At 42.6% G+C, this 26,356-nt stretch carries 16 protein-coding genes; 8 read left to right on the top strand and 8 right to left on the bottom strand.

Translation table 11 applies throughout. From position 1 onward, the window contains the following. Positions 1-439: 439 nt before the first annotated feature. The 3 genes from EXA13_RS05175 to EXA13_RS05165 form a co-directional block, all read right to left on the bottom strand. Complete coding sequence (locus EXA13_RS05175) at positions 440-2,035, bottom strand: ABC-F family ATPase (protein ID WP_238130794.1); 1,596 nt, start codon at positions 2,033-2,035, stop codon at positions 440-442. 145 nt (positions 2,036-2,180) lie between these two features. Beyond that, positions 2,181-4,175, bottom strand: coding sequence for a peptidase U32 family protein (locus tag EXA13_RS05170; protein WP_238130793.1), 1,995 nt, complete (start codon positions 4,173-4,175; stop codon positions 2,181-2,183). Between the two features lie 157 nt (positions 4,176-4,332). Next, positions 4,333-5,673 carry an MATE family efflux transporter gene (locus EXA13_RS05165; RefSeq protein WP_238132224.1) on the bottom strand — a complete coding sequence of 447 codons (1,341 nt, stop codon included), beginning with the start codon at positions 5,671-5,673 and terminating at the stop codon, positions 4,333-4,335. A 415-nt stretch (positions 5,674-6,088) separates the two neighbouring features. Between EXA13_RS05165 and ylqF the strand changes: the two genes are divergently transcribed. Continuing rightward, positions 6,089-7,033, top strand: a complete 945-nt coding sequence (ylqF, locus tag EXA13_RS05160) for a ribosome biogenesis GTPase YlqF (protein ID WP_238132223.1) — start codon at positions 6,089-6,091, stop codon at positions 7,031-7,033. Positions 7,034-7,069: 36 nt separating this feature from the next. Here the strand turns inward: ylqF and EXA13_RS05155 are convergent, their stop codons facing one another. Then, positions 7,070-8,056 (bottom strand): CobW family GTP-binding protein, encoded by a 987-nt coding sequence (locus tag EXA13_RS05155; RefSeq protein WP_238132222.1) that lies wholly within the window; start codon positions 8,054-8,056, stop codon positions 7,070-7,072. 429 nt (positions 8,057-8,485) lie between these two features. Here EXA13_RS05155 and clcA point away from each other — a divergent pair, with 429 nt between their 5' ends. From clcA to cqsA, 5 genes are all read left to right on the top strand, one after another. Beyond that, positions 8,486-9,880, top strand: a complete 1,395-nt coding sequence (gene clcA, locus EXA13_RS05150) for a H(+)/Cl(-) exchange transporter ClcA (RefSeq protein WP_238132221.1) — start codon at positions 8,486-8,488, stop codon at positions 9,878-9,880. 175 nt (positions 9,881-10,055) lie between these two features. Beyond that, on the top strand, positions 10,056-11,024 hold the full coding sequence (locus EXA13_RS05145) for a TDT family transporter (RefSeq protein ID WP_238132220.1): 969 nt from the start codon (positions 10,056-10,058) through the stop codon (positions 11,022-11,024). A gap of 125 nt (positions 11,025-11,149) precedes the next feature. Then, on the top strand, positions 11,150-12,133 hold the full coding sequence (locus tag EXA13_RS05140; RefSeq protein ID WP_238132219.1) for a tripartite tricarboxylate transporter substrate binding protein: 984 nt from the start codon (positions 11,150-11,152) through the stop codon (positions 12,131-12,133). A 50-nt stretch (positions 12,134-12,183) separates the two neighbouring features. Then, positions 12,184-14,919 carry an EAL domain-containing protein gene (locus tag EXA13_RS05135; protein ID WP_238132218.1) on the top strand — a complete coding sequence of 912 codons (2,736 nt, stop codon included), beginning with the start codon at positions 12,184-12,186 and terminating at the stop codon, positions 14,917-14,919. Between the two features lie 328 nt (positions 14,920-15,247). Continuing rightward, entirely contained in the window at positions 15,248-16,429 is a 1,182-nt protein-coding gene (cqsA, locus tag EXA13_RS05130) for an alpha-hydroxyketone-type quorum-sensing autoinducer synthase (RefSeq protein WP_238132217.1), read from the top strand. Positions 16,430-16,490: 61 nt separating this feature from the next. Here cqsA and EXA13_RS05125 read toward each other — a convergent pair whose 3' ends face one another. The 4 genes from EXA13_RS05125 to cra form a co-directional block, all read right to left on the bottom strand. Next, positions 16,491-18,539, bottom strand: a complete 2,049-nt coding sequence (locus EXA13_RS05125; protein ID WP_238132216.1) for an ATP-binding response regulator — start codon at positions 18,537-18,539, stop codon at positions 16,491-16,493. Positions 18,540-18,575: 36 nt separating this feature from the next. Next, positions 18,576-21,620 (bottom strand): AAA family ATPase, encoded by a 3,045-nt coding sequence (locus EXA13_RS05120; RefSeq protein ID WP_238132215.1) that lies wholly within the window; start codon positions 21,618-21,620, stop codon positions 18,576-18,578. Positions 21,621-21,622: 2 nt separating this feature from the next. Next, entirely contained in the window at positions 21,623-22,765 is a 1,143-nt protein-coding gene (locus EXA13_RS05115; protein ID WP_238132214.1) for an exonuclease SbcCD subunit D, read from the bottom strand. A gap of 169 nt (positions 22,766-22,934) precedes the next feature. Next, a complete protein-coding gene (gene cra / locus EXA13_RS05110) occupies positions 22,935-23,915 on the bottom strand; it encodes a catabolite repressor/activator (protein WP_238132444.1) in 981 nt (326 codons plus the stop codon). A gap of 313 nt (positions 23,916-24,228) precedes the next feature. Here cra and fruB point away from each other — a divergent pair, with 313 nt between their 5' ends. Next, positions 24,229-25,374 carry a fused PTS fructose transporter subunit IIA/HPr protein gene (gene fruB / locus EXA13_RS05105; RefSeq protein WP_238132213.1) on the top strand — a complete coding sequence of 382 codons (1,146 nt, stop codon included), beginning with the start codon at positions 24,229-24,231 and terminating at the stop codon, positions 25,372-25,374. 11 nt (positions 25,375-25,385) lie between these two features. Next, positions 25,386-26,339 carry a 1-phosphofructokinase gene (pfkB, locus tag EXA13_RS05100; protein WP_238132212.1) on the top strand — a complete coding sequence of 318 codons (954 nt, stop codon included), beginning with the start codon at positions 25,386-25,388 and terminating at the stop codon, positions 26,337-26,339. The last annotated feature ends 17 nt before the right edge of the window (positions 26,340-26,356 follow it).

Genomic DNA, 26,356 nt, shown 5'->3' with positions numbered 1-26,356 from the left:
AAGAAAACGTGACTCACACACGATAATGTTAACAGCAGGTAAAGCTATAGATCCGTTTAAGTAAAAAATATAAAGAGGTGTAAAATTACGAACAAAAAAAGCAGAGAAAAGATCAAATAAAAACCAAACAGGCAACAAAATAAAAACAAAAATGAAGCGCAATAGTAAAGAGAATACGGATTCTGAGCAGGCTCTTAGCGGTAAAGGCCAAATTTTGATAAATATATGAATAAGATCACTTTTATTATTTAATACAGGCATGATCCCGACTCTTGATTGAACGTAAAAAGACTCAAGCACCAACACCACAACCTATTGATTAACGTTTTTCCGTTATTAAGTAACCGTTTTTTGTCCTAGAATTTCAGATTTCAGTCCAATAAAACAAAAAGCCACCGCACTGTGCGATGGCTTTGTAACGTTTATCACGATTTGGCAATTAGCCCATCAGGCCTTGTTTAGCCAAGTATTCATCATAAGTACCGTGGAAATCGTTCACCCCTTCTTTGGTGATCTCAATAATGCGCGTTGCGATAGAGGAAACAAACTGACGGTCATGAGAAACAAACATCAAGGTGCCTTTATAGTTCTCTAAGGCTAAGTTCAACGCTTCAATGGATTCCATATCCATGTGGTTGGTCGGTTCATCCATCAATAAAATGTTGGGTTTTTGCATAATGAGTTTACCAAACAACATTCGGCCCTGTTCACCACCCGAAATGACTTTTACTGATTTTTTAATGTCATTTTGCGAAAAGAGCATACGGCCCAAAATGCCTCGTACGGTTTGCTCATCTTCCCCTTCGTTTTTCCATTGACTCATCCAGTCCAGCAAGGTCATCTCTTCGCTAAAATCATGCGCATGATCCTGTGCGTAAAAGCCGATGTTATTATTTTCAGACCACTTGATCATGCCAGCCATCGGATCCATTACGCCCGCAAGCGTATTGAGCATGGTCGATTTACCGATACCGTTTTCACCGATAATAGCAATACGCTCTCCTACTTCTACCATTAAGTTTACGTTATTAAACAAGATGTTGTCGCCATAACCTTGTTTAAGGCCTTCAACTTCTAATGCGTTACGAAATAGCTCTTTCTTCTGATCAAAACGGATAAACGGAGATTGACGGCTCGACGGTTTCACTTCTTCAAGCTGAATTTTATCAAGCTGTTTCTGGCGAGAAGTTGCCTGTTTTGCTTTTGAGGCATTGGCAGAAAATCGGCTTACGAACGTTTGTAATTCAGCAATTTGTGCTTTCTTCTTCGCGTTATCAGCATGTAAACGCTCACGTGCTTGTTCTGCAGCAATCATATATTCATCATAGTTTCCGTGGAACAGACGTAATTCACCATAATCAAGATCCGCCATATGAGTACAGACGGTATTTAAGAAATGGCGGTCATGCGAGATGATGATCATGGTACAGTTACGAGCCAATAAGGTTTGTTCCAACCAAGCAATAGTGTGCATATCCAAGTTGTTGGTCGGTTCATCAAGCAGCATAATTTCTGGTTCAGCAAACAATACTTGTGCCAATAAGACTCGAAGTTTCAAACCCGGTGCAATTTCGCTCATCAAACCAAAGTGTTGCGCTTCTGGAATGCCTAAACCTAACAGAAGTTCTCCAGCACGAGCCTCAGCCGAATAGCCATCCATCTCCGCAAATTCGGTTTCAAGATCGCCCACCCGCATACCATCTTCATCGGTCATCTCTGGTAGAGCGTAAATTCGATCGCGCTCTTCTTTTACTTTCCACAACTCTTTATGGCCCATGATGACGGTATCCACCACGGTAAATTCCTCGAAAGCAAATTGATCCTGCCCTAATTTGGCCATACGTTCATTAGGATCGGTCGAGACAGAACCGGCAGAGGGCTCCAGCTCACCACTGAGGATTTTCATAAAGGTAGATTTACCACAACCGTTAGCACCAATCAGGCCATAACGGTTGCCATTACCAAATTTAATCGAGATATTTTCAAATAATGGCTTATCGCCAAATTGCATGGTGATGTTTGCAGTCGTTAACACAGAGAATTCCAAGTTGTTGGATGGTAAAAGCAAAAGGTTGGCAAAAACCAACCTTTCAAAAAGTGGAGCCGATACTAACAGTTTTTGTGATAAATATCACCCGAGTTTGTCGATGGACTTTCCTCTTCAAACATCAAAGGGCTTGTTATAAGCCTTTTTGGTACTGCTTGTTTGTGATGCCTTGAATGTGCGTCGATAACGTCTTTTTAGCAGCACTATCCCCTTGTAAAGCTTGCTTAAAGTGTTCGATAAGAGATGCCTTCCCCATCTGAATTTGAGTTAGGGTAGGAATAGAACGTAAATCGATCATGAAATCTGTATAAAGTTGTGGTAAATCCTCTAAAACCGCTAGATTGAGGCAATTGACGTCACTAAACAAACGGTTATAGCTCCCTTTCTGTTTATGAATGACATAAGGCCTCTCTTTTAGCGAAATGATCGAAGCCGTTTTTTCACAACGCGTCATACAACCTTTATTCATCCGCTGTTTCTTACACCCAACCGTTGGAATAAAAAAGCACTGGCGGCTCGTCATCAAATGTATTGGGTGATAGAGGGTATAAAATAGCCTAAAGCCTTGAGGCCGAACGATTCGTCGCATCTGCAGAGCATTAATTTCATCGGAAATGAAGGCTCCCACGCCTTTTAATTCCTGCTGTACACATTGCAGAGCGAAGGAGTTAGTGATGTTAAGTTGTGGCCCCGCAACCCAGTTTATTCCTAAAGTTTGCGCAAGATTAGCAACGCCAAGATTATCAGTAACAATCCAATCTGGCTTAAGCTGTCGCAGGAATTCCATCGCAGCTTGATAATGCTCACCAATCAGAACAGCAGGGAAAAAGGGAATCAGGGTGGGATGCTGGCTAAACATCACACTCATCGCTTCAAGCTGATCGTTCAGTGCATCTGGAAGCTGATAGAAAAAGGAAACATCATGACACGAATCAATAAGCTCCAAATCGCTGGAATCTGAAATCAGCACTGACAATTTAGGCGAAGCCGTGTCATCGATATTCGCCTGTTTTGGCATCGGTATGTCACTTTTTCTTCCATTGCCTTTTAAACTGCGCTGGGCCTCGGCTTCAATCGGCATAGATCGAGTGAGGGTTTCGACCTTATCGATAATTTCAGTGGTCTTGTCATACAAACGCTGCTTAACCTGTTTAACTTCATCGAGACTATGACACTGATAAATGGTAGAGAAATGCGTAGCAGCATGGTTTCTTGGATTATCAATATACATGTCACGATGAATGTCACCTTGCAAATAGCCATTGGTGAAATCACGGTTAAAGACACTGTATAGCTCTGTCATGTCTTCCCGAATCGTCCCAGACTCACAAAATTGATCGATCTGCTTACGCCAGTTATCGACCACCGTATAAACATAATGTGGCTTTTTGATCCGCCCTTCGATTTTTAAGGAATACACCCCCGCTTTGGCCAAAGCTTCAATATCGGAGTACGCCGAGTTATCTTTTAAATTAAGTGGGTAATTTTTTCCCGCAGGCGTCGTTTGATATTGATCGCGGCAGGGTTGACTGCACCGGCCTCGGTTGCCAGAAGCGCCACTGCGTTCAGAACTGAAATAGCACAAACCAGAAAAACCAATACAGTATGAGCCATGCACAAAGACTTCTGTCATAACATTATGCTGGCGACCCAATTGAGCTAGATGGGTAATTTCATTGATATTCAGTTCACGAGAAAGGTTTACACGACTGGCTCCCAACTTGCTCAAGAGTAGAATCTGGCCATCATTATGCGTATTCATCTGGGTGGAAGCATGCATATCCAGCACAGGGAAATAATGCTTAATAATGTAAGCCAAGCCGAGATCTTGCACGATCACACCATCAACTTGTGACTCCGCTAACTGTTTAAGCAAACGAATAACCGAAGGGATTTCATTTTCCAACAACACAATATTAATGGTGAGAAAAATTTTACATTGATGCTGATGGGCCAAGGTTAAAACCCCATCCAATACGTCTAAAGTAATGTTGGTCGCTCGGTTACGGGCGTTAAACCTTTCTAGGCCACAGTAAATCGCGTCTGCCCCAGCGGCAATAGCGGCCTTAATTGAATCCAAATCCCCACCTGGGGCCAATAACTCAAACTGTTCTTTTTGAAAAACCAAACTGTTGACTCTGTCTTATTTCATTTATGCCACACATTATAGCGATCTCGATCACAGAACCTTTGATATGGCTCAGGTGAGGGGCTAATTTTACTTTTGGAGAATAACGAGCTGAGCTTCTTGGCTAAGCGTTATCACTCTAGAAGATCACAGAGGATTAAAGCAGTCGATATTTTGCCCAAACGGCTGATCGCCAACGCCTTCCCATAATGATACCGCGAACCCACTCATCCAGAGCTATCGCCATCCAAGCACCAAAAACACCATAGCCCCAATGAATACCCAGCAAATAAGAGAAAACAACCCCAAGCCCCCACATACTCAAAATGCCTATTTGTACAGGAAATTTGATATCACCCGCTCCTTTTAAGGCTGAGATAAAAATCAAGTTAAACACTCGCCCAGCTTCAAGCAGGATGGACCCCATCACTAAAGCCCCCGTAAGCCCCAAAACTTCCGGATTCTGTGTAAATAACGTTAAGATTGAATCACGGAAAAAATAGATCAGACTAGCAGCGGTAACGGAGGTGGCAAACCCCACCAGAAAATAGAGTTGTACCCGTTTGAGAATACTTTCTACCCAACCTTTACCGATGTAATACCCAGTTTGAATCTGAGTCGCCTGACCAATCGCTAAAGCAAAGGCAAACGAAAAACGAGCGATATTTTGTGCATAGGTAAACGCCGCCAGTGATGAAGTGCCCATTTGAACAACAAAATACACAATCGTGATTTGTGCCATATTATAAGACAACACTTCTCCAGCATTCATACCACCAATTTTTAATATTCGCTGATATATCTCCGCCGGTATTTTAGCAACCGTCAACATAGGTAATGCAATGGAGCTACGCCATAAAATAGCCCCAAGAATGATACTGCCAATCACCTGACTCATGACCGTAGCAATGGCAACCCCTTGAACACCGTAGACGGGTAAACCAAAAGGTTGATAAAGCGCAATATAATTCCCGATAACATTAAGCACTCCGCTAATGAGGTTAACCGTCATAGGAGAACGAGAGTAACCATGGCTACGTAAAATAGTGGTAAACACAATGCCAATAGTGACGTTAAATGTCATGGCCCCACTGATCAGCAAATACTCTTGAGCATACCGCTGTACTTCTGGCTCAAGTCCATAATAGGGAAGAAAATGTAACGCTCCCAACACGGCCAATAGGCTAAGAATGAAGCCAATCACTATCGAAAGGGCAATACTGGCAACCCCAACATGGGTCGACGACAGCTCTTTTCCGGCCCCATTATATTGAGCAATCAGAATGCCCGTCCCACTACTGACAAACGTGGATACAATGATCAGAAAAAAAGTGAGCTGAGTAATGACTCCTACTGCGGAAACGGCTTTATCGGAATAACCCGAAAGCATAAAAACATCACTCGTGCCTAGGGCTGTCCGGAGCAAAATTTCCACTAATATTGGCCAAGCGAGAGCAACGATAGACATTCGCTGGTTAATGTCGGAGGCTTTGGGCATTCTGTGGACCTTAAAATAATCTAAAACAAAAGAAGCCCCACAAATAAGTTGTGGAGCAATCATAGTAAGTGAGTATGATGAGTCGTTTATTATAAAGTATTAACTTGAAATTGACTCCTAATTGATGAATTTCTTAACTAGGTAGAAAGGGAAGCACAAAGAGCGAGATCAAGCCCAATAAAAATTTACTTCTGCGGCTCAACTGGCGTAACGTTCAATGATAAAAGCTAAAGTTTAGCGCCTTAATCCCAACTTATTTTCAGCTTGGTCGGTTAAGTGTTAAACTCATCACATTAGAGCGATAATAGCAGCCAATAGTTATACTCTGAACCTCTGCTATTTTCACCGAATACTCCGCTTTGGTACCCTCCGAGTATTCCACAAAAAACACCAAACAAAGGTTATTAAAATTCAAATGATTAACAACAATATTCAATGGTTTCCGGGACATATGCATAAGGCCCGAAAAGAAATTGAAGAAGTCATTCCTCAAGTTGATGTAATTATTGAGGTGCTGGATGCTCGCATTCCTTATAGCAGTGAAAATCCGTTAATTTCTCATCTGCGCGGTGAAAAACCTTGCGTAAAAGTGCTCAATAAACGGGATTTAGCCGACCCAGCAATGACTCAGTTGTGGATTGAGCATCTAGAGCAAGAGCAAGGGGTAAAGGCAATGGCAATCACCACCACTAACCCGCAAGAAGTGCATAAGATTTTAGAACTTTGCCGTAAACTCGCCCCCCACCGTGAAGAAATTGGTAAAAATATTCGTACCATGATCATGGGTATTCCAAATGTCGGGAAATCTACCATTATTAATACCTTAGCTGGGCGCGCTATTGCACAGACGGGGAACCAACCTGCGGTTACACGCCGTCAGCAACGCATTAATCTACAAAATGGTATTGTACTTTCTGATACTCCGGGAATCTTATGGCCGAAAGTTGAAAACCCACACAGTGGATTTCGCTTAGCGGCAACGGGGGCGGTAAAAGATACCGCAATGGAATACGATGAAGTTGCTTTTTATACCGTAGAATATTTAGCGCAACACTATCCAGAAAAATTACAAGAACGCTATCAAATTAATACGTTACCTGAATCAGATGTGGAGTGGATGGAAGAAATTGGTCGTAAGCGAGGCGCGCTACGCGCTGGAGGCCGAGTTGATCTACATAAAGCCTCTGAGATTTTGCTGCATGAACTTCGTCAAGGTATCTTGGGTCAAATTACGCTTGAACGTCCAGAAATGATTACTCAAGAGCTGATCGAAGTTGAACGTGAAGAAGCACGTAAAACCGAAGAAAAAGCGAAACGCAAAGAAGAAAGGCGTAAACGCTATTTACGAAATAAACGGTAATGATTGCAAAAGAGGGGCGGAATGCCCTTCTTTTGACTATTTCGATATTCCCGCTAAATTCAATAAGATATCTTCTAGTTGATCCCAAGGCATTAAGTGGGAATCTATCACTTCTAACCGCGACTCAAATCCCTGTAGAGTTAATTCGTTTACTGATAATACTCCATGGGTCGCATTAAATGCATAGCACCCTTTATTCGTATTAAGAACCCCTTTCACTCGCTCAGCCGTAAGCTCACTAAGCATAGAAAAGAGAGCATCAAAATCAAAGGTATGTTCTGCCCCAAATAGCCATCCACAACTGAAATAGCCTTGGCCTCGATTCTCTTTACGAATAAATGCCTTCCCTGGGTCAAGAGCAAATTGTGGTTCAAGCTGTGCATGGTGGTGGTGATGTGCATCAATTTGTGTAGAAGCGCATCCATGAATACGTTCTATATCCAGAATCTCTATCGCTAACTGCCCTTGAGAAACCAGCTTATGGAATACTTTGGCTGGAACTTGATTTGTCACCCAGTCATTAAAAGCATCAATATCAGCCGCTGAACATTGATCCACCTTATTGCCTATCACTACATCTGCGGTTGCGAGTTGATCATTAAAGTTTTGATTTCCTAAATGTTTAGCATTACTAAGATGACGGGGATCAACTAAACCAATGGTTGCTTTCAAATCCACATAGGGTTGATATTGAGGAGAAAGCAAGGTGGCGACGACTTGTTTCGGGTGACCAAGCCCCGTAGGTTCAATCAATAGCCGATCTGGCTGTTGTCGTAACAAGATATTAATACCGACAGACATAGGGACCCCTGCTGTACAACACATACATCCACCAGGGACTTCCTTAATAAAAGCGCCCTGCTCTGACATCATTGCCCCATCAATGCCAATTTCGCCAAACTCGTTGACCAGTACAGCCCACTTTTCATGACTAGGTTTATGTTTTAATAAGTTAAGAATAGCGGTGGTTTTACCAACGCCAAGAAAGCCGGTGATGATATTAGCGGGTATCGTTTTGGGCATAGCGCACTCCTTTTTAGAGCAAGGAGTATACCTAGAAAAATGGCAACGAGTAAAATAGCAAAAGGCGTACTGTAATAAGTACGCCTTAATCCTCGTTACTCAATCGTGAGTCTGCAAATCAGGAAGTCTATAGTTGCAACCTGATCAAAGTCGAGGCTATTGGAGTTGTATGTTTGAATCCATCCAAATTGTAGGTAAGGCTCTCGTTTCCTCCAGTTGAAATACTTTGTTTGCCTTACGCCTTAACTATGGCTGATTTATTGGTAAATTCAAATCTTTTACCCTATTTTCTAACGTAGATCGCGCTTTTGACCGCTCATTCCAAAAATCTTCATTTTTGGAACTCAATATTTCATCTTTGGATCTATAGTTAAAAGATTGTCCGCGTATAATTTACATTTTGTTACTTGTCACGAGGCTAACCACTTAATGTCAAAGCGAGAGAAATTTCCTCATAGTTTGCTTGCCAAAGTTCCGAAAGATACCCTCAATCAATTTCTCTCCAAAGATAAAACCTCTATTTCTGTATTGTTATTGGCCATTGTGGTTGGCGTACTCGCAGGCTTAGTCGGAACTTATTTCGAACATGCTGTCCATTTGGTTTCAGAAACGAGGACAGAATGGTTAAAAGGCTCGATTGGTCATCTTCTCCCGCTCTGGTTAGCCGCATTTTTAATCAGCTCAGGCCTTGCTTGTATTGGCTACTATCTCGTTCATCGTTTTGCGCCAGAAGCCGCCGGCTCGGGTATTCCTGAAATAGAAGGTGCTATGGATGGTATACGCCCAGTACGTTGGTGGCGAGTTCTACCGGTTAAATTTTTTGGTGGTATGGGCGCTCTTGGCTCAGGGATGGTGTTAGGACGAGAAGGGCCAACAGTTCAAATGGGCGGAGCGATTGGCCGGATGGTGTCAGATGTATTTCAAGTAAAAAATGAAGATACACGTCATTCTTTACTCGCGGCTGGTGCGGCTGGTGGGCTGGCGGCCGCATTTAATGCGCCATTGGCAGGAATCATGTTTGTGATGGAAGAGATGCGCCCTCAGTTTCGGTACACTCTCATCTCAGTGCGGGCAGTCATTGTCTCTTCTGTTTCTGCAAACATCGTTTTTAGAATGATTAACGATCAAGCCGCGGTGATAACTATGCCACAATACCAGCCTCCAGAGCTCATTGCTCTGGGGCTTTTTTTGTTATTGGGTGTGTTATTTGGCGTCTTTGGGGTGCTTTTTAACAAGTTGATTACTCTTGCTCAAGATTTTTTTGTCCAGATTCATAAAAATACTCGAGCACGCTACCTCATCACAGGCTCACTACTTGGTGGCTGCTTTGGGTTGACTCTGCTTTATATTCCAGAACTAACCGGTGGTGGTATTGCCTTGATTCCAGCAGTAACCACTGGAGAATATGGCGCAGCATTGCTTTTGTTACTTTTTCTTGGTCGAATTCTCACCACATTACTCTGTTTTGGATCCGGTGCACCTGGTGGTATTTTTGCCCCTATGTTGGCTTTGGGAACCTTGTTTGGTTATGCCTTCGGCCTTATCACCCAAAGTTTATTCCCGGAATTGAATATAGAGCCAGGAATGTTCGCCATTGCAGGTATGGGGGCTCTCTTTGCTGCCACCGTTCGCGCACCTATCACCGGCATTTTATTAGTTATTGAAATGACAAATAACTACTATTTAATTTTACCGTTAATCATTACCAGCCTTGGTGCCGTTATTTTTGCTCAGCTATTTGGTGGTCAGCCCATCTATAGCCAGCTATTACATCGAACCTTAAAGAACGAAAAATTACGCCAACAAGATTTACCACAGTCTTAATCATTACGTAGGATCACGGTCAATACACACTCGATACGAAGGTAATAATGAGATATTTATCACTGTTACCTTATCATTTTGTGATATCCATCAGCCCAATTATCCTCACCGATTCATCCAAACTTGGTAGAATCGCCGCTCATTGAGTACGGCGGTATAGACAAGGAGTTGGAGATTGAATTGGAAAAGGTTGATTCATGTGCAGAGCGTTCCCCCAGCTCAAGCCGCTTTAGCATTAGGCGTGATTGGATTAGGGCAAGCTTGGGCTTTGTACTTGCCGAGTGTCGGGTTAATCATCCGTCCATATATGGCCATAGCCGGAGCGATACTTCTACTGCCCGTGCTTCTAAAATATCTGACCAGTTACTCAACATTTATTAACGATATTCGCCATCCACTGTCAGGAAGCCTGATGGCCCCCATGAGTATGGCTTTACTGATCTTGTGTGATTACTTAGCCGTAATTTCTCCTGCTATCGCCTACCCAATTTGGGCGGCCTCACTCCTGCTACACATCACCATGATGCTCTTATTTTTTCACTTTCAACTACAACATTTCAATATTGCCCATATCGTACCCAGTTGGTTTTTGTACCCGGTTGGGCTAATCAGTAGCTCTCTTGCTGGCACGCAGTTTGGGCATACGGTATTTTCTGAAACCTTAGTAAGTATCTGTATTGCTATCTATTTTGTTATGCTGCCCCTGGTATTATATCGCTTAGTGTTTGAAGGGATGCTCCCGAAACGAGCTCGACCTACCTTGGCGATCATGGCGGCACCGATCAACCTGACATTGGCAACTTACTTAGTTAACTTTTCATCTCCAGATCCCATTTTAACCGGCGCATTGGCGGGCATCGCTATCACGATGACTTTGCTCATTTACTTGTGTTACTTCAGACTGCTCCGTTTAAAATTCCAACCCTCTATTGCCGCCGTCACCTTTCCTTCTGTTATCAGTGCTATCGCAATGCACCATTTAGCCGTATTCTTTGATCACTATTATCCTCAATGGGATTGGCTACATCATTTCGGTTTTTTAGAACTGACCATTGCAACATTACTTGTTATTTGGGTTACCTGGGGATATATACGCATGTATTGGCCAGAAATCACTGCGGAACCTCCTCAAAAAACGGCATGATCTCCCTCAATAATGAGAGCCAGCCCTCATACTACTTAGTGAGTATTCTATAGTTTTCGCGGCTCATAGACAGAATCAAAAAGCGCACCTAAACTTAGAGTAATTCAACAATATAGGTCACTGCGATGAAAAGAAATTCCATCCACGCTTATATTATGATCAGCTTACTGCTTAGTTTCGGGATGTTTTCATCACTAACATTAGCCGACGATATCTTTCCAACTCGGCCATTAACCATGTTAATTGGCTTTAATCCAGGGGGTAGCACGGATGTGCAAGGGCAAGTACTGGCTAAAATACTCACTGAGCAGCTCAATCAGCCAGTTAAGATTATCTATCATTCAGGTGCTGGCGGTGCAGCAGCAGCGGCTATGCTGGCTCATAGTCATGATCAAGGTTATACCTTCCAATATGGTCTTTCGCTTCCCTACACTTTTGCACCGCTCGTCAGCCCCTCCTCCTACTCAATAAACAGTTTTCGCTATGTTGCAGGCGTTACCTTAGATCAAAATGCTTTTATTACAGGCCCCAATAAGCCCTTTAAAACTTGGGATGGATTTATTCAATACGCCAAAGTCAATCCGGGGCTAATCTATGCCTCACAAAACGCTCAAGATCGATTTGTGATCAATCGAGTCATGCAACGAGAGAAGATTTCCTTACGTATCGTCCCCACCACAGGAGGAGCAGGTATGGCCCCTCTTATTTTATCGGGGGATGCGGATATCGCCTTTAGCGGAGGGACACACAGTATTTATACAGAGTCTGGATTAATGCATGTCTTAGCCAGCCTCGCGGATGAACGATTGGCCTATTACCCCGATGCCCCATCCTTAAAGGAGTTGGGTTATGAGGTGAGTGTCCATGCGATACGCGTCGTTGCCGTTCCGGCGAATACTCCAGATAAGCATGTTGCCATTCTCACACAAGCGCTAAAAGCAGCAACCCAAGACCTTCGTTTTCAACAAGTCACTGAACAGAAAATAAAAATGCCCGTTATTTTTATGGAAGAACAAGAATTAAAGACACTGTTTACAAGCCAACTGGATGAATATAAAAAACTTATTTCGGAATCTCAGCAGCTAAAACAGACATTCAATCAACCATAATCAAAGCTGAGATGAAAGCAGCGCATAGGCCGTACAGGAGTAATGATTCTATGTCACGGAATCCAACGCCGAAAAATACTAAGAAAAAGACGTGGGAGTTGAAATTTGCCACACGTGTCACCTTCATTTTTGGCTTTCTCGGTTTACTGGCTCTGCTAGCTTCGATGCTGTATTCACTACACACCGCTGAAAACTATTTACAATCCAAAATAGACAGCAACCTGACTCAACGGCAGCGAACCGTTCAAAGTTTAATTGAAAACCGATTAGACCTATTGGAAGTTTACTTGCACACTACGGCATCTAACCGCATTTTTTCTTCTTTAGCCGAACAAGATACTGAATTTGATTCTGTGGCTGAAGATATGATTTTTATGCTACAAGATTCAAATATGGGAGCCATTCTAGACCTATTCTTTCTCGTCGATACATCCAATAACTTACTGGTAAATGCTGGCTTACCTCTGTACGACATCCAGCCACTGCTACAGAAAATCAATACCCCTTTACACTATACTAACCAATGGGTATTGGTACACAGCGCCCCTCTCACAGCAGTGATTAAAGCGGTTCCCATCTTTGATCCCGCCACCATTCGCTTAAGGGGATATATGTTTATTGGCTTAGCCATTGGACAAAACCGAAGTTTCGTCAAAACATTAGCAGAGAAAGCAGATTTAGATAGCTTCTCTATCCACTATCAAAACAACCCACTTATCCAGTATCAAACATTAACCGCACCGTCCCAAATATTACCTTCTACTGCTGAAGGTACGGATCTTTCAGAGAACGAATCATTTTATTTACTTGATTCACCCGTTGTTCTGCATGAAGAAAGTTACCCCATAACGCTTAAGTTAGGAATGGAGAAAAGCCGCTTCCCTTCTACAACAGAACACTATATGCGTTCTTTTCTACTCTTATCTGGCGGTTTTCTCTGTTTATTAACCATTGCGGCTTGGCTATTGCATCTCAGTCATAACCGAGCGATTAGTCAATTAACAAACTACATTCAAGGTATACAGCAAGGGTTAAGGGTGCATTTTTCTTCTACTGGTATTTATGAATACAACCAAGTAGGTGAAGCCATGCAACGTATGGTTGAGAACTTAAAAATTGCCGCCACCGTATTTGAATCCGCAGAAGGAATGATAGTGACTGACGCTAATCGGTACATTCTGCGAGTTAACCAAGCCTTTACCGATATTACTGGCTATCAATCTTACGATGTACTTGGCCAACACTTAGATATCATTCGTTCGACACAACACAGTGAAAGCTATTATGAAGAACTAAACCAACAGCTCATCACATATGGTGCTTGGCAAGGTGAAATGTGGAACCGCCGCAAAAATGGTGAGGAATATCTGCAATGGACACATATGACGGCGGTAATGAGTGATAATGACGAATCAGTCATCAACTATGTGATCACTTTAGTCGATGTTACTCAACGCAATGCGGCAGAAAATAAAATCAAACAACTGGCTTTCTACGACCAATTAACGGGGCTTCCAAACCGACAATTATTAATGGAACGCTTGGAACAAGCCCGACGAAATACAACAAGAGATGGCCATTACGGTGCCGTGCTATACCTAGATTTAGACGATTTTAAAACTCTCAATGATACCCGAGGACACGATGTCGGGGACAAGTTTTTAACGCTCGTCAGTCAACGATTAAGCGATTGCGTCAGACGGACCGATACAGTTGCCCGAATTGGCGGAGATGAATTTGTTATCGTGCTTGAACAACTGGGATTGAGTGAAGAAATGGCCTCTAAACGCGCCGACCAGCTTTGTCAAAAAATTCTCTATGCTCAGGCTCAACCTTATACCATTGATGGAATGGAGCACTTTAGCACCTTAAGTATTGGAGTTACCCTCTTCCAAGGTGAAGAGCAAAGTGTGGATGACCTACTCAAACACGCTGATTTAGCCATGTACCAATCAAAAGGGGCAGGAAGAAATACCCATCGTTTCTTCAACCCCGAGATGCAGAAAAAAGTATTAGCTCATGCGGCTATGGCAAGCGATCTTCGCTATGGATTAAGCCATAACCAATTTATTCTTTACTATCAGCCTCAAGTTACGCACAACGGTCAATTAATTGGTGCTGAGGCGCTTATTCGTTGGAGGCACCCCAAGCATGGCATGATCTCCCCAGCTCAATTTATTCCCGTTGCTGAAGAAACGGGGTTGATTCTACCCTTGGGGGAATGGGTACTAAACCAAGCTTGTAAAGTACTAGCAACTTGGCAACACACTCCACTAACAGAAGAATTGGTGCTAGCCATCAACATCAGTGCAAAGCAATTTCATCAAACCCATTTCGTGGAACAAGTGATTAATGCCCTTCAGCAACATGGAGCCAATCCTCAACAATTAAAACTAGAAATTACCGAGAGCATGCTGCACCAAGACCTAAAAGATACCGTCACCAAAATTACACAATTGAAACAGCATGGTGTCCATTTCGCCTTAGATGATTTTGGAACCGGATATTCATCACTCAACTACCTCAAGCAATTGCCCTTAGATCAACTGAAAATTGATCAATCCTTTGTGCATGACTTACTGACGAATACACATGATGCTGACATTGCACGCACTATCGTCTCCCTTGCTAAAAGCATGAAATTGTCTGTTATTGCCGAAGGTGTTGAAACCCAAGAGCAACGAGAGCGATTAGCCAGTTATGGCTGCCTCCATTTTCAGGGTTATTTATTTGGGGCCCCTGTTCCAATTGAAGAGTTTCCATTCAATTATGCTGAAGTAATATAAAAGCATCGAAAGCTGAAATGACTTTAATCGATCATATCATTGAAGTCATTCCGCCTATCCTCTTTTTTTTATCAAACTTATATCCCATAAAAACTCATAACGTAATCATGAATTTTATATTTAACCCTTTAATTAAAAAGATATTTTCATATATTCCTTTATAACTAGACTCTCTGAGTGTATGAATGATAAACAGATAATAAATTCACTATAATAGAGTTTTCTAGCGACAGCAAAACAATAATATATCCTTAATGACAACTGTTTTTTTTCGACCAAAATATCCATTGTCAGCTGGCATTTATTAAATATTAAAAGGATATAATCGATGAAAAACGATGCCAAAAATACGCGTCTACCTGAGTTTATTCAAACGCGTTTAGATTTATTTGTCCATGACCTCATTGAGAGTAATCACAATGGTAAACATCTTGTATTAGGGAAAAGACCCCAAAATAATGATATTATTTTACAAAGTAATGACTATCTCAGCTTATCCAATCATCCTTTAATTAAAGATCGATTGAAACATGCTATTGATGAAAGCCATGATAGCCTTTTTATGTCTGGTATTTTTTTACAAGATGCTCAAACTAAACCACCACTTGAAAAGCAACTGGCTGATTTTGCTCAGTTTGATACTTGTCTATTATCGCAATCTGGATGGAATGCAAATACAGCGTTATTGCAGACAATTTGCTCACCTGAAACTCCGGTTTATATTGATTTTTTTGCCCATATGTCAATGTGGGAAGGCGCACGCTATGCTAATGCTCAGTTACACCCATTCATGCATAATAACTGCGATCATCTGATCAAGCTCATCAAGCGGTATGGCCCTGGTATTATTGCGGTGGACTCCATCTATAGCACGATAGGAACCCTAGCCCCACTGGTGGATCTCGTCACCATAGCAAAACAATACCATTGTGCTATTTTAGTGGATGAATCTCATTCATTCGGTGTTTGTGGACCACAAGGTGCAGGGCTACTGTGTGAGCTAGGATTATCTAACTACGTCGACTTTATGACCGTCAGTCTAGCAAAAACCTTTGCTTATCGAGCGGGGGCGATATGGGCAAACAATAATGTCGATAAATGCCTTCCCTTTGTTGGCTACCCTGCTATCTTTAGCTCAACCATTCTTCCCTATGAAGTCGAGGCACTTAGTGCAACATTAGAGGTGATAAAAGCCTCAGATGAAAAGCGAGAACAACTGTTTCACCATGCGCAAACCTTACGAACAGCATTAATTAAACTAGGCTTTACTATACGTAGCCAATCTCAAATTATCGCTTTAGAAACCGGAGATGAAGAAAATACAGAAAAAGTCAGAGACTATTTAGAAGAAAATGGTGTATTTGGTGCAGTATTCTGTCGCCCCGCAACCGCAAAAAATAAAAATATTATTCGATTATCTTTAAACAGCTCACTAACGCAAGAGCAATTGGATAAAATTATCCACGTTTGTAGTTTAGCAATCAATAATACAAATTTATATTTTAAATAACGATTAAACCTAGCAAACAAGTGATCAATAGCAACATTGTTGATCACTTGTTTATAAATAATCATAACCAATTTGCTATTTTTCTTAAAAGAATTTCTTTATCTGCCGGTTTTACAATATAATCATTCATGCCTATTTTATAAATTTCAGAAACCGTTTCTGATCGATCATCGCCAGTATATCCAATAATAGGAATATGATGATAGCTTGTATCTAAATTACGGATAGCCTTAGTTGTATCGAAACCATTCATTACCGGCATATCAAGATCCATAATAATTAAATCCACACTTTCATTTGAAAGAATCTCTAATGCCTGTTTACCATTATTGGCTTGAAAAACTTCATAACCTTGTTTTTCCAACAATAAGGCAGAAAAGAGACGTAATGATTCATTATCATCCACTAATAAAATACGCCGTTGATAGCAAACTTCAGCTGATTTAATCTGATTTCTATTGGCCGAATTTTCCTCCATTTCAAAAAATAGTTGCTCCATCATTAATGAACTATCAAGTAATAGTTGGTGCATTTCAATTGGATAAATAGTTAAATACCGTGAAATATTAACCGGATAATGATGGTTTTTATCATATAAGTATCCAATTTTTGCTTCAGTGAAATGGAGCTTATCTTCTAATACACTCAGTCTACCCCATTGTGATGATAATTTATCCAGATTAATTAAAATAACATCGAACTCAAATTCAAATTCTTCTCGTTGAATGGCTTGTTCAAGGCTGACGCTATTCATAGAAAAACCTTGATAAAACGCCTGTTCATTCAAATGATGATAAATAATTTCCTGTTCACCGATATATAGAACCGACTTAGACTTCATTAAATCCAGTTTGATGTGTTTCACTCGTTCAGAAAAATAATCGGGAAAAGTTAGGATAAATTCGGTCCACTCACCAAAAACAGAACGACAGTGAATACTTCCACCAAATGAACGCATTACTTTTCGGCAGAAAGGTAACCCTAGCCCATAGCTATTATTTTTACCAAAAGTATAAAAATCTTTAAAAACTTCATCAAGTTGATCAGGAGCAATTCCCACACCATTATCTCTAACCACAATAATATTGTTATCAAATTGCCGCTTTAGCTTGATATCAATCTGAAAATAGTCACTATTTTGGTAATAAAATGCATTTTTCAGCAAGTTATATAAGGCAAACTTAAGCAAGGTATCACTGCCTAAAAAATCAAACTCATGCTCAATCGTCACCGTTACCATCGATTTATCCAATGCTTTCGGATAGGAAAATGAACGTATCGCATTATTTACGATGGCTTTCGCTGAATGTTTTTTAAATGTTGACGTCGAAACTCGATTCTGATCAATGGAGGTAAGGAGTAAATCTATCGTCTCATTGCCTGAATGAATCACCTCATCGGCATTATTTAACACCTCTTGTATCTGAGCCAATTCTTGAGCCGTGAATGTGTAGCTCACACTCGTCGATTCAGCCGCAGGTAACAGAGCGCGTAGCACATCTACCGAAGATTTTAATGCACTTAGCGGGTTACGCATTTCATGGGCAATCCCTGCACCAAAAGACTTTGCAATGGACACTTTGCTTTCATGAGAGATCTGGTTACGAAAATAGAATAAGTTGCCAAATACATAGGTAAAAATAAAAATAGGCACATACGTTAATGAAATGAGCTGGCTAGGCTCTGCCTTCATCACATAATACGCGGTAAAATATGCCATAAGTGAAGCAATCAAGGCTTGTATTAGCATCACTTTGGTTTCATGCACCAGCAAGATGTGTAAAAAGATAGATGCCATAAAAGACATCGCCCACTCAGTGGACCAGCTGTTCATTAACATCATATAAAAAAAGAAGAACGGCAGACAAAACCCAATAGAGAAAAGGTAGTAATACGGCAAATAACGGTGAAAAACCTTGGGTAAAAAATGGCGAAAAGCAATACCCGCAAAGAGAAACGAGCAAAAACCTCTCAGCTCAAGCGACTCATATGGCTGTGGAAACAGGTAAGCCCAGACATAATAATAGACAGGAAACCCGATCAGCCCCATCCACCCGACTAACGTGAGATTTGGCTCTGCATATTGGTATATTTTTTTTATTGCATCCATATTATTCACCAGTATGAGTGAGCGGAGTAGTCATCACTATACAATAAGTTTGATGATACTGCCGCGAACGGATGTCTCAACATCCAATCTTAATGCAATTTGCTCTTTCAATTCAGCCACATGAGAAATAATACCAATGCATCGCCCCCCTTGTTGTAGATCGATCAAGGTTTGAATCGCCAAATCGAGTGATTCGGGATCTAAACTGCCGAACCCTTCATCAATAAATAAGGTTTCTAAGCGAATACCGCCGCTATATGATTGCACGACATCGGATAGACCCAAGGCGAGCGATAGCGCCGCCATAAAAGATTCTCCTCCCGACAAGGTTGCAACATCACGCCATTTTCCGGTGTAGGCATCTTCCACCATCAGGTCGAGACCAGAACCAGCATTCCCTTTCGCGCGATCCTCTTTACGTTTAAGCCAATAGCGCCCTTTGCTCATTCGTTGTAGACGCTGCGAAGCTTGTATCAGAACATCTTCAAGTAACACGCCCAACACAAAGCGGTGTAAGCTCACTTTTGCGCCAGTTTTGCCACTGGCAATGTCACTGAGGGTTCCATAAATTTGGTACTCTTTTTCCAATGCAGCATTATGCTCATGCAAACGAATCAGTTTCTCACTCACTTGTTGTAAGCTATCAAGTCGAGAACGCTGTTGAGTAAAATCGTTAAGCTTGGCGCTAAGATCGCTTTGCTGAGCCTCCACACTGGCTTGAATTTCCGCTAAGTGTGGCGGCTGTTTATCGGTTAACGTCTGGTGCAAATTATCCAGCTTACCTTGTAGCGTGGACCACAACTGCTCAAATTGACGGATTTTTCCCTCCATTTCAACGATTGAAGCCTCATCAACTCGAGCCTGCAAATAGTGCTCTTGATCCGTGAAAGGACTTTGACTCAGCGCCGCCTGCCACACCTGCTGCATACGTTGCCACTCTTTTGTCCATGTTGCACACTGCTCATTGGCACTGGTTAATGAAGATTGAGCCGCTGAGCGATGATTCTGGGCTTGCGTTAAATGGGTTCTTGCCGATTGTTCAGCTTGCTGTAGCGCTTTAATTTGTTTATGCACCACAGAGTATCTTTCTCTCACTTCATCGACATGAGTAAAGTCGCTGCTGATCTCTGCCTGCAAACTAGAGACTTGGGTTTGCGCTTCAATTTCCCGCTGCTTCACTTGTTCTAACGCACTCTTTTGCTGCTCAGCTTGCGATTGAGTTGTGCGTAGCTCTTGCTCTAACTGCGCGATTTTTACCTCAAGTTGCTGAGGGTTGAGTCGTGAAAGCTGTTCGATCTCTTGAGTGAGCTGTTTATCCTGCTCTTGCAGTGTCGCTAAATCGGCGATCTGTTTCTGTGCTATCAGCTCAGCGACTTGCTGCTGCTCTTGTTCAAAATAGCTCAATTCACTTTTTACTTGCTGGTGTTGCTTTAACCATTCAATCTCACTGGCTTCTGCTTTTTTCTGCCCCTCTCTCGCTTGTTTCACTTGCTCTTTAGTGACAACGTCACTGGAAAACTGGGCAATATTGGGGTGGGTATGGCTCCCACAGACCGGACATGCCTCACCTTCGCTTAACCTTTGCGCCAACTCTGCGGCTTGGTTGGTGTGCCAGCGCAATTCTAATTGATCCGCTTGCTGCCTTGCCTGCTGAGCATCCGTTTGTGCCGTTTGGTAACGGCGATCAACCTGCTTAAATTGCTCAGTAAGTTCAGTGACTTTCTTAACCAGTGATTGTTGTTTAAGACGTAGCGTTATGTGATCGCTCATTTGTGCTTGGGTAAGCTGCTTAGCTTCCAGACGACTTTTTTGCTGGTGAACCTTTTCGACTTCTTCGCGTTGAGCTTGCAGTTGAGTTTCGAGCATTTGCACCTTAAGCAAGGCTTGCTCAACACCTTGCTGAGCGGTAAGCCACTGCTGCTTTGCATTGTGATGAAGCTTTTTCTGCTCTTCTAAAGCCGCAAATTTTTTTCCAATCCCTTCCAATTGATAAAGTTGCTGATTCAGTGGTTCCACTTGCTCGGCAGACTTCGCCGCCTGTTGATAGGCAAATGTTGCCTCTTCTAGCTGCTTTTCAGCCAAGGCGAACGCTTGTTGCTTAGCCACTTGAGCTTGTTTGGCTAAGTCAAGTTGACGCTGAGCTTCGCGGTTTTGTTGATAAGGTAAATCGAGACGAGCCGCTTTCTGGGCTTGTTGTAAACTCTTACGCAAAGCCTCAATTGCGGGTTGCTGAGCAAGCATCGCCGTTTTTTCTGCTGCAAGCTGCGCTTGTTGGCTAAATTGCTTTTGTAGCTCTTGCGCATCGTTCCATTGTCGTTTTAAAGCATCGAGTTGCTTTTGTGACGCCTGATACGCTTGCTCACTGCGTTGCACTAACGGCTTAATGGCTAATATTTCGGCTTGTAATGCTTCTTCACTACTCAGTGAAGTAACGTCTAACGCCCCTTTGATCTGATGGTCAAACTGCTCTTTCTGTTTACGAATACCTGCGGCTCGCTCAAGCAATTCTCGCTCAATTTGCACGTAAATCTGAGTTTGAAATAGCTGACCAAAAATTTGTTCGCGCTCTTTGGAGTTGGCGATTAACAATTCACGAAACTTTCCTTGTGGAATCACCATCACTTGCCGAAATTGCTTAACATCAAGCCCAATCAACTCCAGCACCGCTTTACCGACCGGAGTTGGACGATGCGCAATCAGTTTTTCTTCTCCCGACTCGAGTAGTTCAACTAAACTTGCCGCATGGTTTTTCTTGGTTGTCCCTTCTCCACGCTGTTTCGCCACTTCTTGATCAGGGCTGCGAGTGAGCATAAAACGGCGTTGGTCTAGCTCAAAAATAAACTGAACTTCCGTCAACATCGAATCGGGGGCATAGTCACAGCGCATTTGATCGCCAGAGCGTTCACTCCCGGTGGTTTCCCCATATAAGGCATAACAAATCGCATCTAGAATGGAGCTTTTCCCAGCCCCTGTTGGACCATTAATCAGAAAAAGGGGCGCATGACCAAACGCTCTAAAGTCAATCACTTGTTGAGCAGCAAAAGGACCAAAAGCTTGTAGAGTCAATTGAATCGGACGCATAATTACAAAGACTCCCCATGTTTAAGCGATTGAATAACTTGAGATATGGCAAGTTCTTGTTGAGCAGATAACGGCTCTTGTTTGGCTTCCAGAAAGAAATCCCGAAACATGTCCATTTCGCCACGCGCCAGCCGCGCACGCCCCATGGCTTGATCGGCATCCATCAACATCCCCGGTTTTTCTAAATGCAAAACATTCGGGTAGACTTTGCGTAACTTTTCCATGGGGTCAAGAATCGCGTGCTTATCCATCAGGCGTACTAACAGGTAATCTTCATGATGAGGGTCGCACTGCCCTTGTGTAATTAATGCTTGTAACTCACCTTCCACAATGCGCATATCGTGGGGGGATGACAAAGGAAGGTGCTGTGCCGACGCAAATCCGTCTTTATTTAGCTCAACCAGTGTCATCCCTTTCTTCTGATGCTGCTCAGAAAAGCTGTACTTCATCAAAGATCCACTGTAGCGGATAAAGTCTTGTCCTTTCTGCTGAGGCTGATGCAAATGCCCTAATGCAACATAATCAAAGGGTAGGAAATGTTCATGGTTAACTCGGTCTGACCCACCAATAGAAAGCGGGCGTTCAGATTCAGATTCCATCGCACCATCGACAAAACAGTGACTAATCAATACGTGACGCTGTGACGAGTCAAACTGCTCAACAATACGCTCGCAGAGATATTGATGGGCTTCGTCATGGCTACTGACTTTATTTTGAAACGCATCTCGCACCAATTCAGGGTCATTATAAGGCATACCATAAAACGCCACTTCCCCCGCTTGAGCAGAGTTCAGCACCACAGGTGTTAGCATTTGAGAAAAGTTACTGATGATATACAAACCGGATGATTGCATCTGTTTGGCGGCAAAGCCCAAACGCTTGGCACCGTCATGATTACCCGGAATCATAATCATCGGAATACCCAATTGCCCACAAACTTTGCTGACTACCTCATCCAATAATTCAATGGCAGCGGTCGGTGGTACAGAGCGATCATACACATCACCAGCGACAATCAACGCATCAACAGGATTGTGCTCCATATACTGAATCATTTGATTAAGGACGTGCCGTTGATCATCAAGCAGTGACACATTGTGGAATTGACGACCTAAATGCCAATCAGAGGTGTGCAGAAACTTCATTCCAAGCCTGTAAGCCAATAGGGATAATAACGCTATGATATACCTAACTAACTTCAAGATGCTAGGAACAATCAACCCATGCTATGGGCTGATTTCATCGCTTCTCTGATACAAAAACTCACCAACCGTCGATAGCAGCGGTGGTGAGTCAATCACATAAAGGTATAGACTAACGACGAACTTTGAGCTTTCTTGGTACCAGTTCAATTCCTGTTGAGTAGCGTTTAGCCGAAGCATTCAGTGCCAGTGCTAAAGCGCTATCAGCAATGAGTTCAAATTGCTGGGGTAACGAGTTAATTTTTATAGGTAAAAAATCCAACAACCGATTATCACCAAAGGTGGCTAAACGCAACTTCTCCATTAATAATGGGTATTCTAAGAGCACATCCAAAATGCCTTCTAATAAGGTATATGATGTTGCAACAATAGCATCGGGCATCATCCCTTCTCTTCGCCACTGTTCAAAAATTCTTCGCCCTTCTTTTCGATTAAAGTGCTCGCCATACCCTAGTAAGGCTTGTTTATTTTCCGCTTTTAACGCAGATTCAAAACCGAGCTGGCGTTCTTGAGAGATACTGAGTTCTGGCAAGGCTCCAATCAACCCAACCGTCGTCACCGATTGACTCAATACGGATTGGGTTAACTCAAAAGCCGCGCCAAAATCTTCACTGATCACACAAGGAAAATATTCATCATCTAAAGGACGGTCAATCGCAATCACAGGTGTCCCCGCCTGCTGCATTTTCCAATAGAATTCACTGGCCTCGGGCATACTACTGGCCACAAATAAAGCATCAATTCGACGAGAAACCAGAGCCTGTGCAACGTTTTTTTCAATATCTGCATCATCATCCGAGCAACCGATTAAGATTTGATAACCGGCTTGTCGTGAATTTTGCTCTAGCAACTTTGCTAATTTGGCATAACTGGTGTTTTCCAGATCAGGGATGATCAAACCAAATGATCGGCTATTGCCTGCTCGAAGCGAAGAAGCCGCTAAATCCGGTCGATAATTATGCAGCTCAACCACCGCCATCACTTTCTGTTGCGTTTTTTCACTGATTCGGTATTTGGTCGCTTTACCATTAATTACATAGCTTGCCGTGGTTTTAGAGACGCCAGCCAACTTGGCAATTTCATCAAGTGTCATATCCATTACTCTGGTTCTGTGCGTGGGATCATAGAAATAAATCTTCGATCCTAAATTGAGTTGAATTATAGGCTGAATCGATTCAGTATGAAAGCTGAAAGGATTCAGCAAAAACCTAAATTGGTAGCCAAGTCGAGTTTTTTAGAATAAACCTAATAAAACAGGCTCATTTTTATCAGTGACCGTTTTGCTAAATTTTTTTGAACTTAAAGCTGAAACGATTCAGCTTATTTAAATCACCATAACATCAGTCAGCAAGTCGTCAAGATTTGGTGTTATGTCAAAAAGCCTTTGATGGGCTAAGGGGCCAAACATGCTGCAACTTTCACCTAAAGATATTCGACTAGAACAAACGCCGTCCAACAAGCAAGAGGCCATTCGTTCTATCGCGGCGGATCTGACAGAGAAGAAACTGGTCGAATCCGGCTATGTCCAAGGCATGCTAAATCGAGAGGCACAAAACTCAACGTTCTTAGGTAATGGTATTGCGATTCCACACGGTACAACCGATACCCGCGACTTAGTGCAAGAAACGGGTGTGGCGGTTCATCATTTTCCTCATGGTGTGGATTGGGGTGACGGTAATACGGTTTATGTTGCAATTGGGATTGCAGCAAAATCAGATGAACATTTAGGCATTTTAAAACAGCTGACCAAAGTCTTGTCTGCTGATGGTGTCGAGGAGAAGCTCAAGCAGGCAAAACAAGCTTCAGATATTGTTGCCCTACTCAATGGCGATGTTCAGTTTGAAGCAGAGTTTGATGCTTCTTTAATTCAGCTTCTGTTTCCAGCAAGCGATATGATTCAGATGAGCGTGGTTGCAGGTGGATTGCTTAAAAACACGGGTTGTACTGAAAGCGAGTTCGTTGCCGAGCTTGTGACCAAACAGCCAACCCATTTAGGTAAAGGCCTTTGGTTGATCAGCAGTGATAAACACGTAAAACGCAGTGGTATGTCTTTTGTTTCAACCGCCAACCACTGCGAATATCAAGGGATGGCAGTGAAAGCATTAATCGCGATTGCAGCTTGTAATGCCTCTCACCGCACTTTGTTGGATAAGATAATTCAACTCGTTTTTGCTCAACAACAAGAAAAACTATTACAAGCCGATGCTCAGCAATTGGTCGAATTCTTTACTCAAGAAGCCACTACCGAAAGTGCCCCACACAGTGAAACCGGCAATGGCGAAAGTGCTGTCTTTAAAATTACCAATGCTCACGGTTTGCACGCCCGTCCAGGAGCCATGCTGGTGGCTGAAGCGAAAAAATTTGAGTCCAACATTAAAGTCTCAAACTTAGATGGTGACGGTAAAGCCGTCAATGCCAAAAGCTTAATGAAAGTGATTGCATTGGGCGTGAAACACGGCCATCAATTGCAATTTACCGCAGAAGGTCCAGATGCTGCACAAGCTCTGGAATCTATCGGATTAGCCATTAAATCTGGCCTTGGTGAGCATTAAGGAACCCCGTCATGAGTAATAAAGTTGTTACGATTACCTTAAACCCAGCCTTAGATTTAACTGGTAGTTTAGATAGCTTACAGGTCGGCTCGGTCAGCTTAGTTAAGCAAGGATCTCTGCATGCCGCAGGCAAAGGGGTTAATGTCGCTAAAGTGCTGAGCGATCTCGGAGCTAAGGTTACCGTTACTGGTTTTCTTGGCCTAGATAATCAAGAAATGTTTTGCCAACTTTTTGAGCAAATGGGAGCGGAAGATAAATTTGTCCGTATCCAAGGGGCAACACGTATTAATGTCAAACTGGTCGAAAAATCAGGTCAAGTCAGTGATATCAATTTTCCGGGCATTCATGTTAATGAGCAAGACATCGCTCGCTTTGAACAGACTTTGTTCCAACTTGCCGAGGATCACGACTATTTTGTGCTAGCAGGCAGTTTACCTTCCGGTGTTTCACCCCAACGTTGTGCCGCTTGGATAGAAAAGTTGGGATCGCTAGGTAAGAAAGTACTGTTTGATAGCAGTCGAGAAGCCTTAGCTGTTGGTATCAATGCCAAACCTTGGTTAATTAAACCCAACGATGAAGAGCTAGCCCAATTCGTCGGCCGTGAATTACACAGCCCAGAAGCTTGTCGCTTAGCCGCGGAACAGCTAGCCGACAAAGGTATTGATAATATCGTTGTCTCAATGGGGGCGGAAGGCACCATGTGGCTCAATCAAGGCCAATGGCTACACGCAAAACCACCCAAAATGAATGTTGTCAGTACCGTTGGTGCGGGCGATACCTTAGTCGCTGGCCTGTGCTGGGGACATATGCAAACCATGGAAAAAGAATCATTGATCACTTTCGCCACAGCACTCTCCGCTCTTGCGGTGACACAAGTTGGCGTGGGTGTACCCAGTGTTGAATACTTAACTTCCCTACAAAAAGATATCCACCTACAACCCGTTAGTCATCAAACTAACCATTAAGGACAGAAGGTCGAAAC

It is taken from the genome of Vibrio cincinnatiensis (assembly GCF_022113815.1).
GTDB lineage: Bacteria > Pseudomonadota > Gammaproteobacteria > Enterobacterales > Vibrionaceae > Vibrio > Vibrio cincinnatiensis_A.
This window is presented reverse-complemented; position numbering and strand designations above follow the sequence as displayed.

Excerpts from the sequence above, each read along its gene's own strand:
- EXA13_RS05165 (WP_238132224.1), bottom strand. The coding sequence starts at position 5,673 with ATGCCCAAAGCCTCCGACATTAACCAGCGAATGTCTATCGTTGCTCTC.
- ylqF (WP_238132223.1), top strand. The coding sequence starts at position 6,089 with ATGATTAACAACAATATTCAATGGTTTCCGGGACATATGCATAAGGCC.
- EXA13_RS05155 (WP_238132222.1), bottom strand. The coding sequence starts at position 8,056 with ATGCCCAAAACGATACCCGCTAATATCATCACCGGCTTTCTTGGCGTT.
- clcA (WP_238132221.1), top strand. The coding sequence starts at position 8,486 with ATGTCAAAGCGAGAGAAATTTCCTCATAGTTTGCTTGCCAAAGTTCCG.
- EXA13_RS05140 (WP_238132219.1), top strand. The coding sequence starts at position 11,150 with ATGAAAAGAAATTCCATCCACGCTTATATTATGATCAGCTTACTGCTT.
- EXA13_RS05135 (WP_238132218.1), top strand. The coding sequence starts at position 12,184 with ATGTCACGGAATCCAACGCCGAAAAATACTAAGAAAAAGACGTGGGAG.
- cqsA (WP_238132217.1), top strand. The coding sequence starts at position 15,248 with ATGAAAAACGATGCCAAAAATACGCGTCTACCTGAGTTTATTCAAACG.
- EXA13_RS05125 (WP_238132216.1), bottom strand. The coding sequence starts at position 18,539 with ATGGATGCAATAAAAAAAATATACCAATATGCAGAGCCAAATCTCACG.
- EXA13_RS05120 (WP_238132215.1), bottom strand. The coding sequence starts at position 21,620 with ATGCGTCCGATTCAATTGACTCTACAAGCTTTTGGTCCTTTTGCTGCT.
- EXA13_RS05115 (WP_238132214.1), bottom strand. The coding sequence starts at position 22,765 with ATGAAGTTTCTGCACACCTCTGATTGGCATTTAGGTCGTCAATTCCAC.
- cra (WP_238132444.1), bottom strand. The coding sequence starts at position 23,915 with ATGACACTTGATGAAATTGCCAAGTTGGCTGGCGTCTCTAAAACCACG.
- fruB (WP_238132213.1), top strand. The coding sequence starts at position 24,229 with ATGCTGCAACTTTCACCTAAAGATATTCGACTAGAACAAACGCCGTCC.
- pfkB (WP_238132212.1), top strand. The coding sequence starts at position 25,386 with ATGAGTAATAAAGTTGTTACGATTACCTTAAACCCAGCCTTAGATTTA.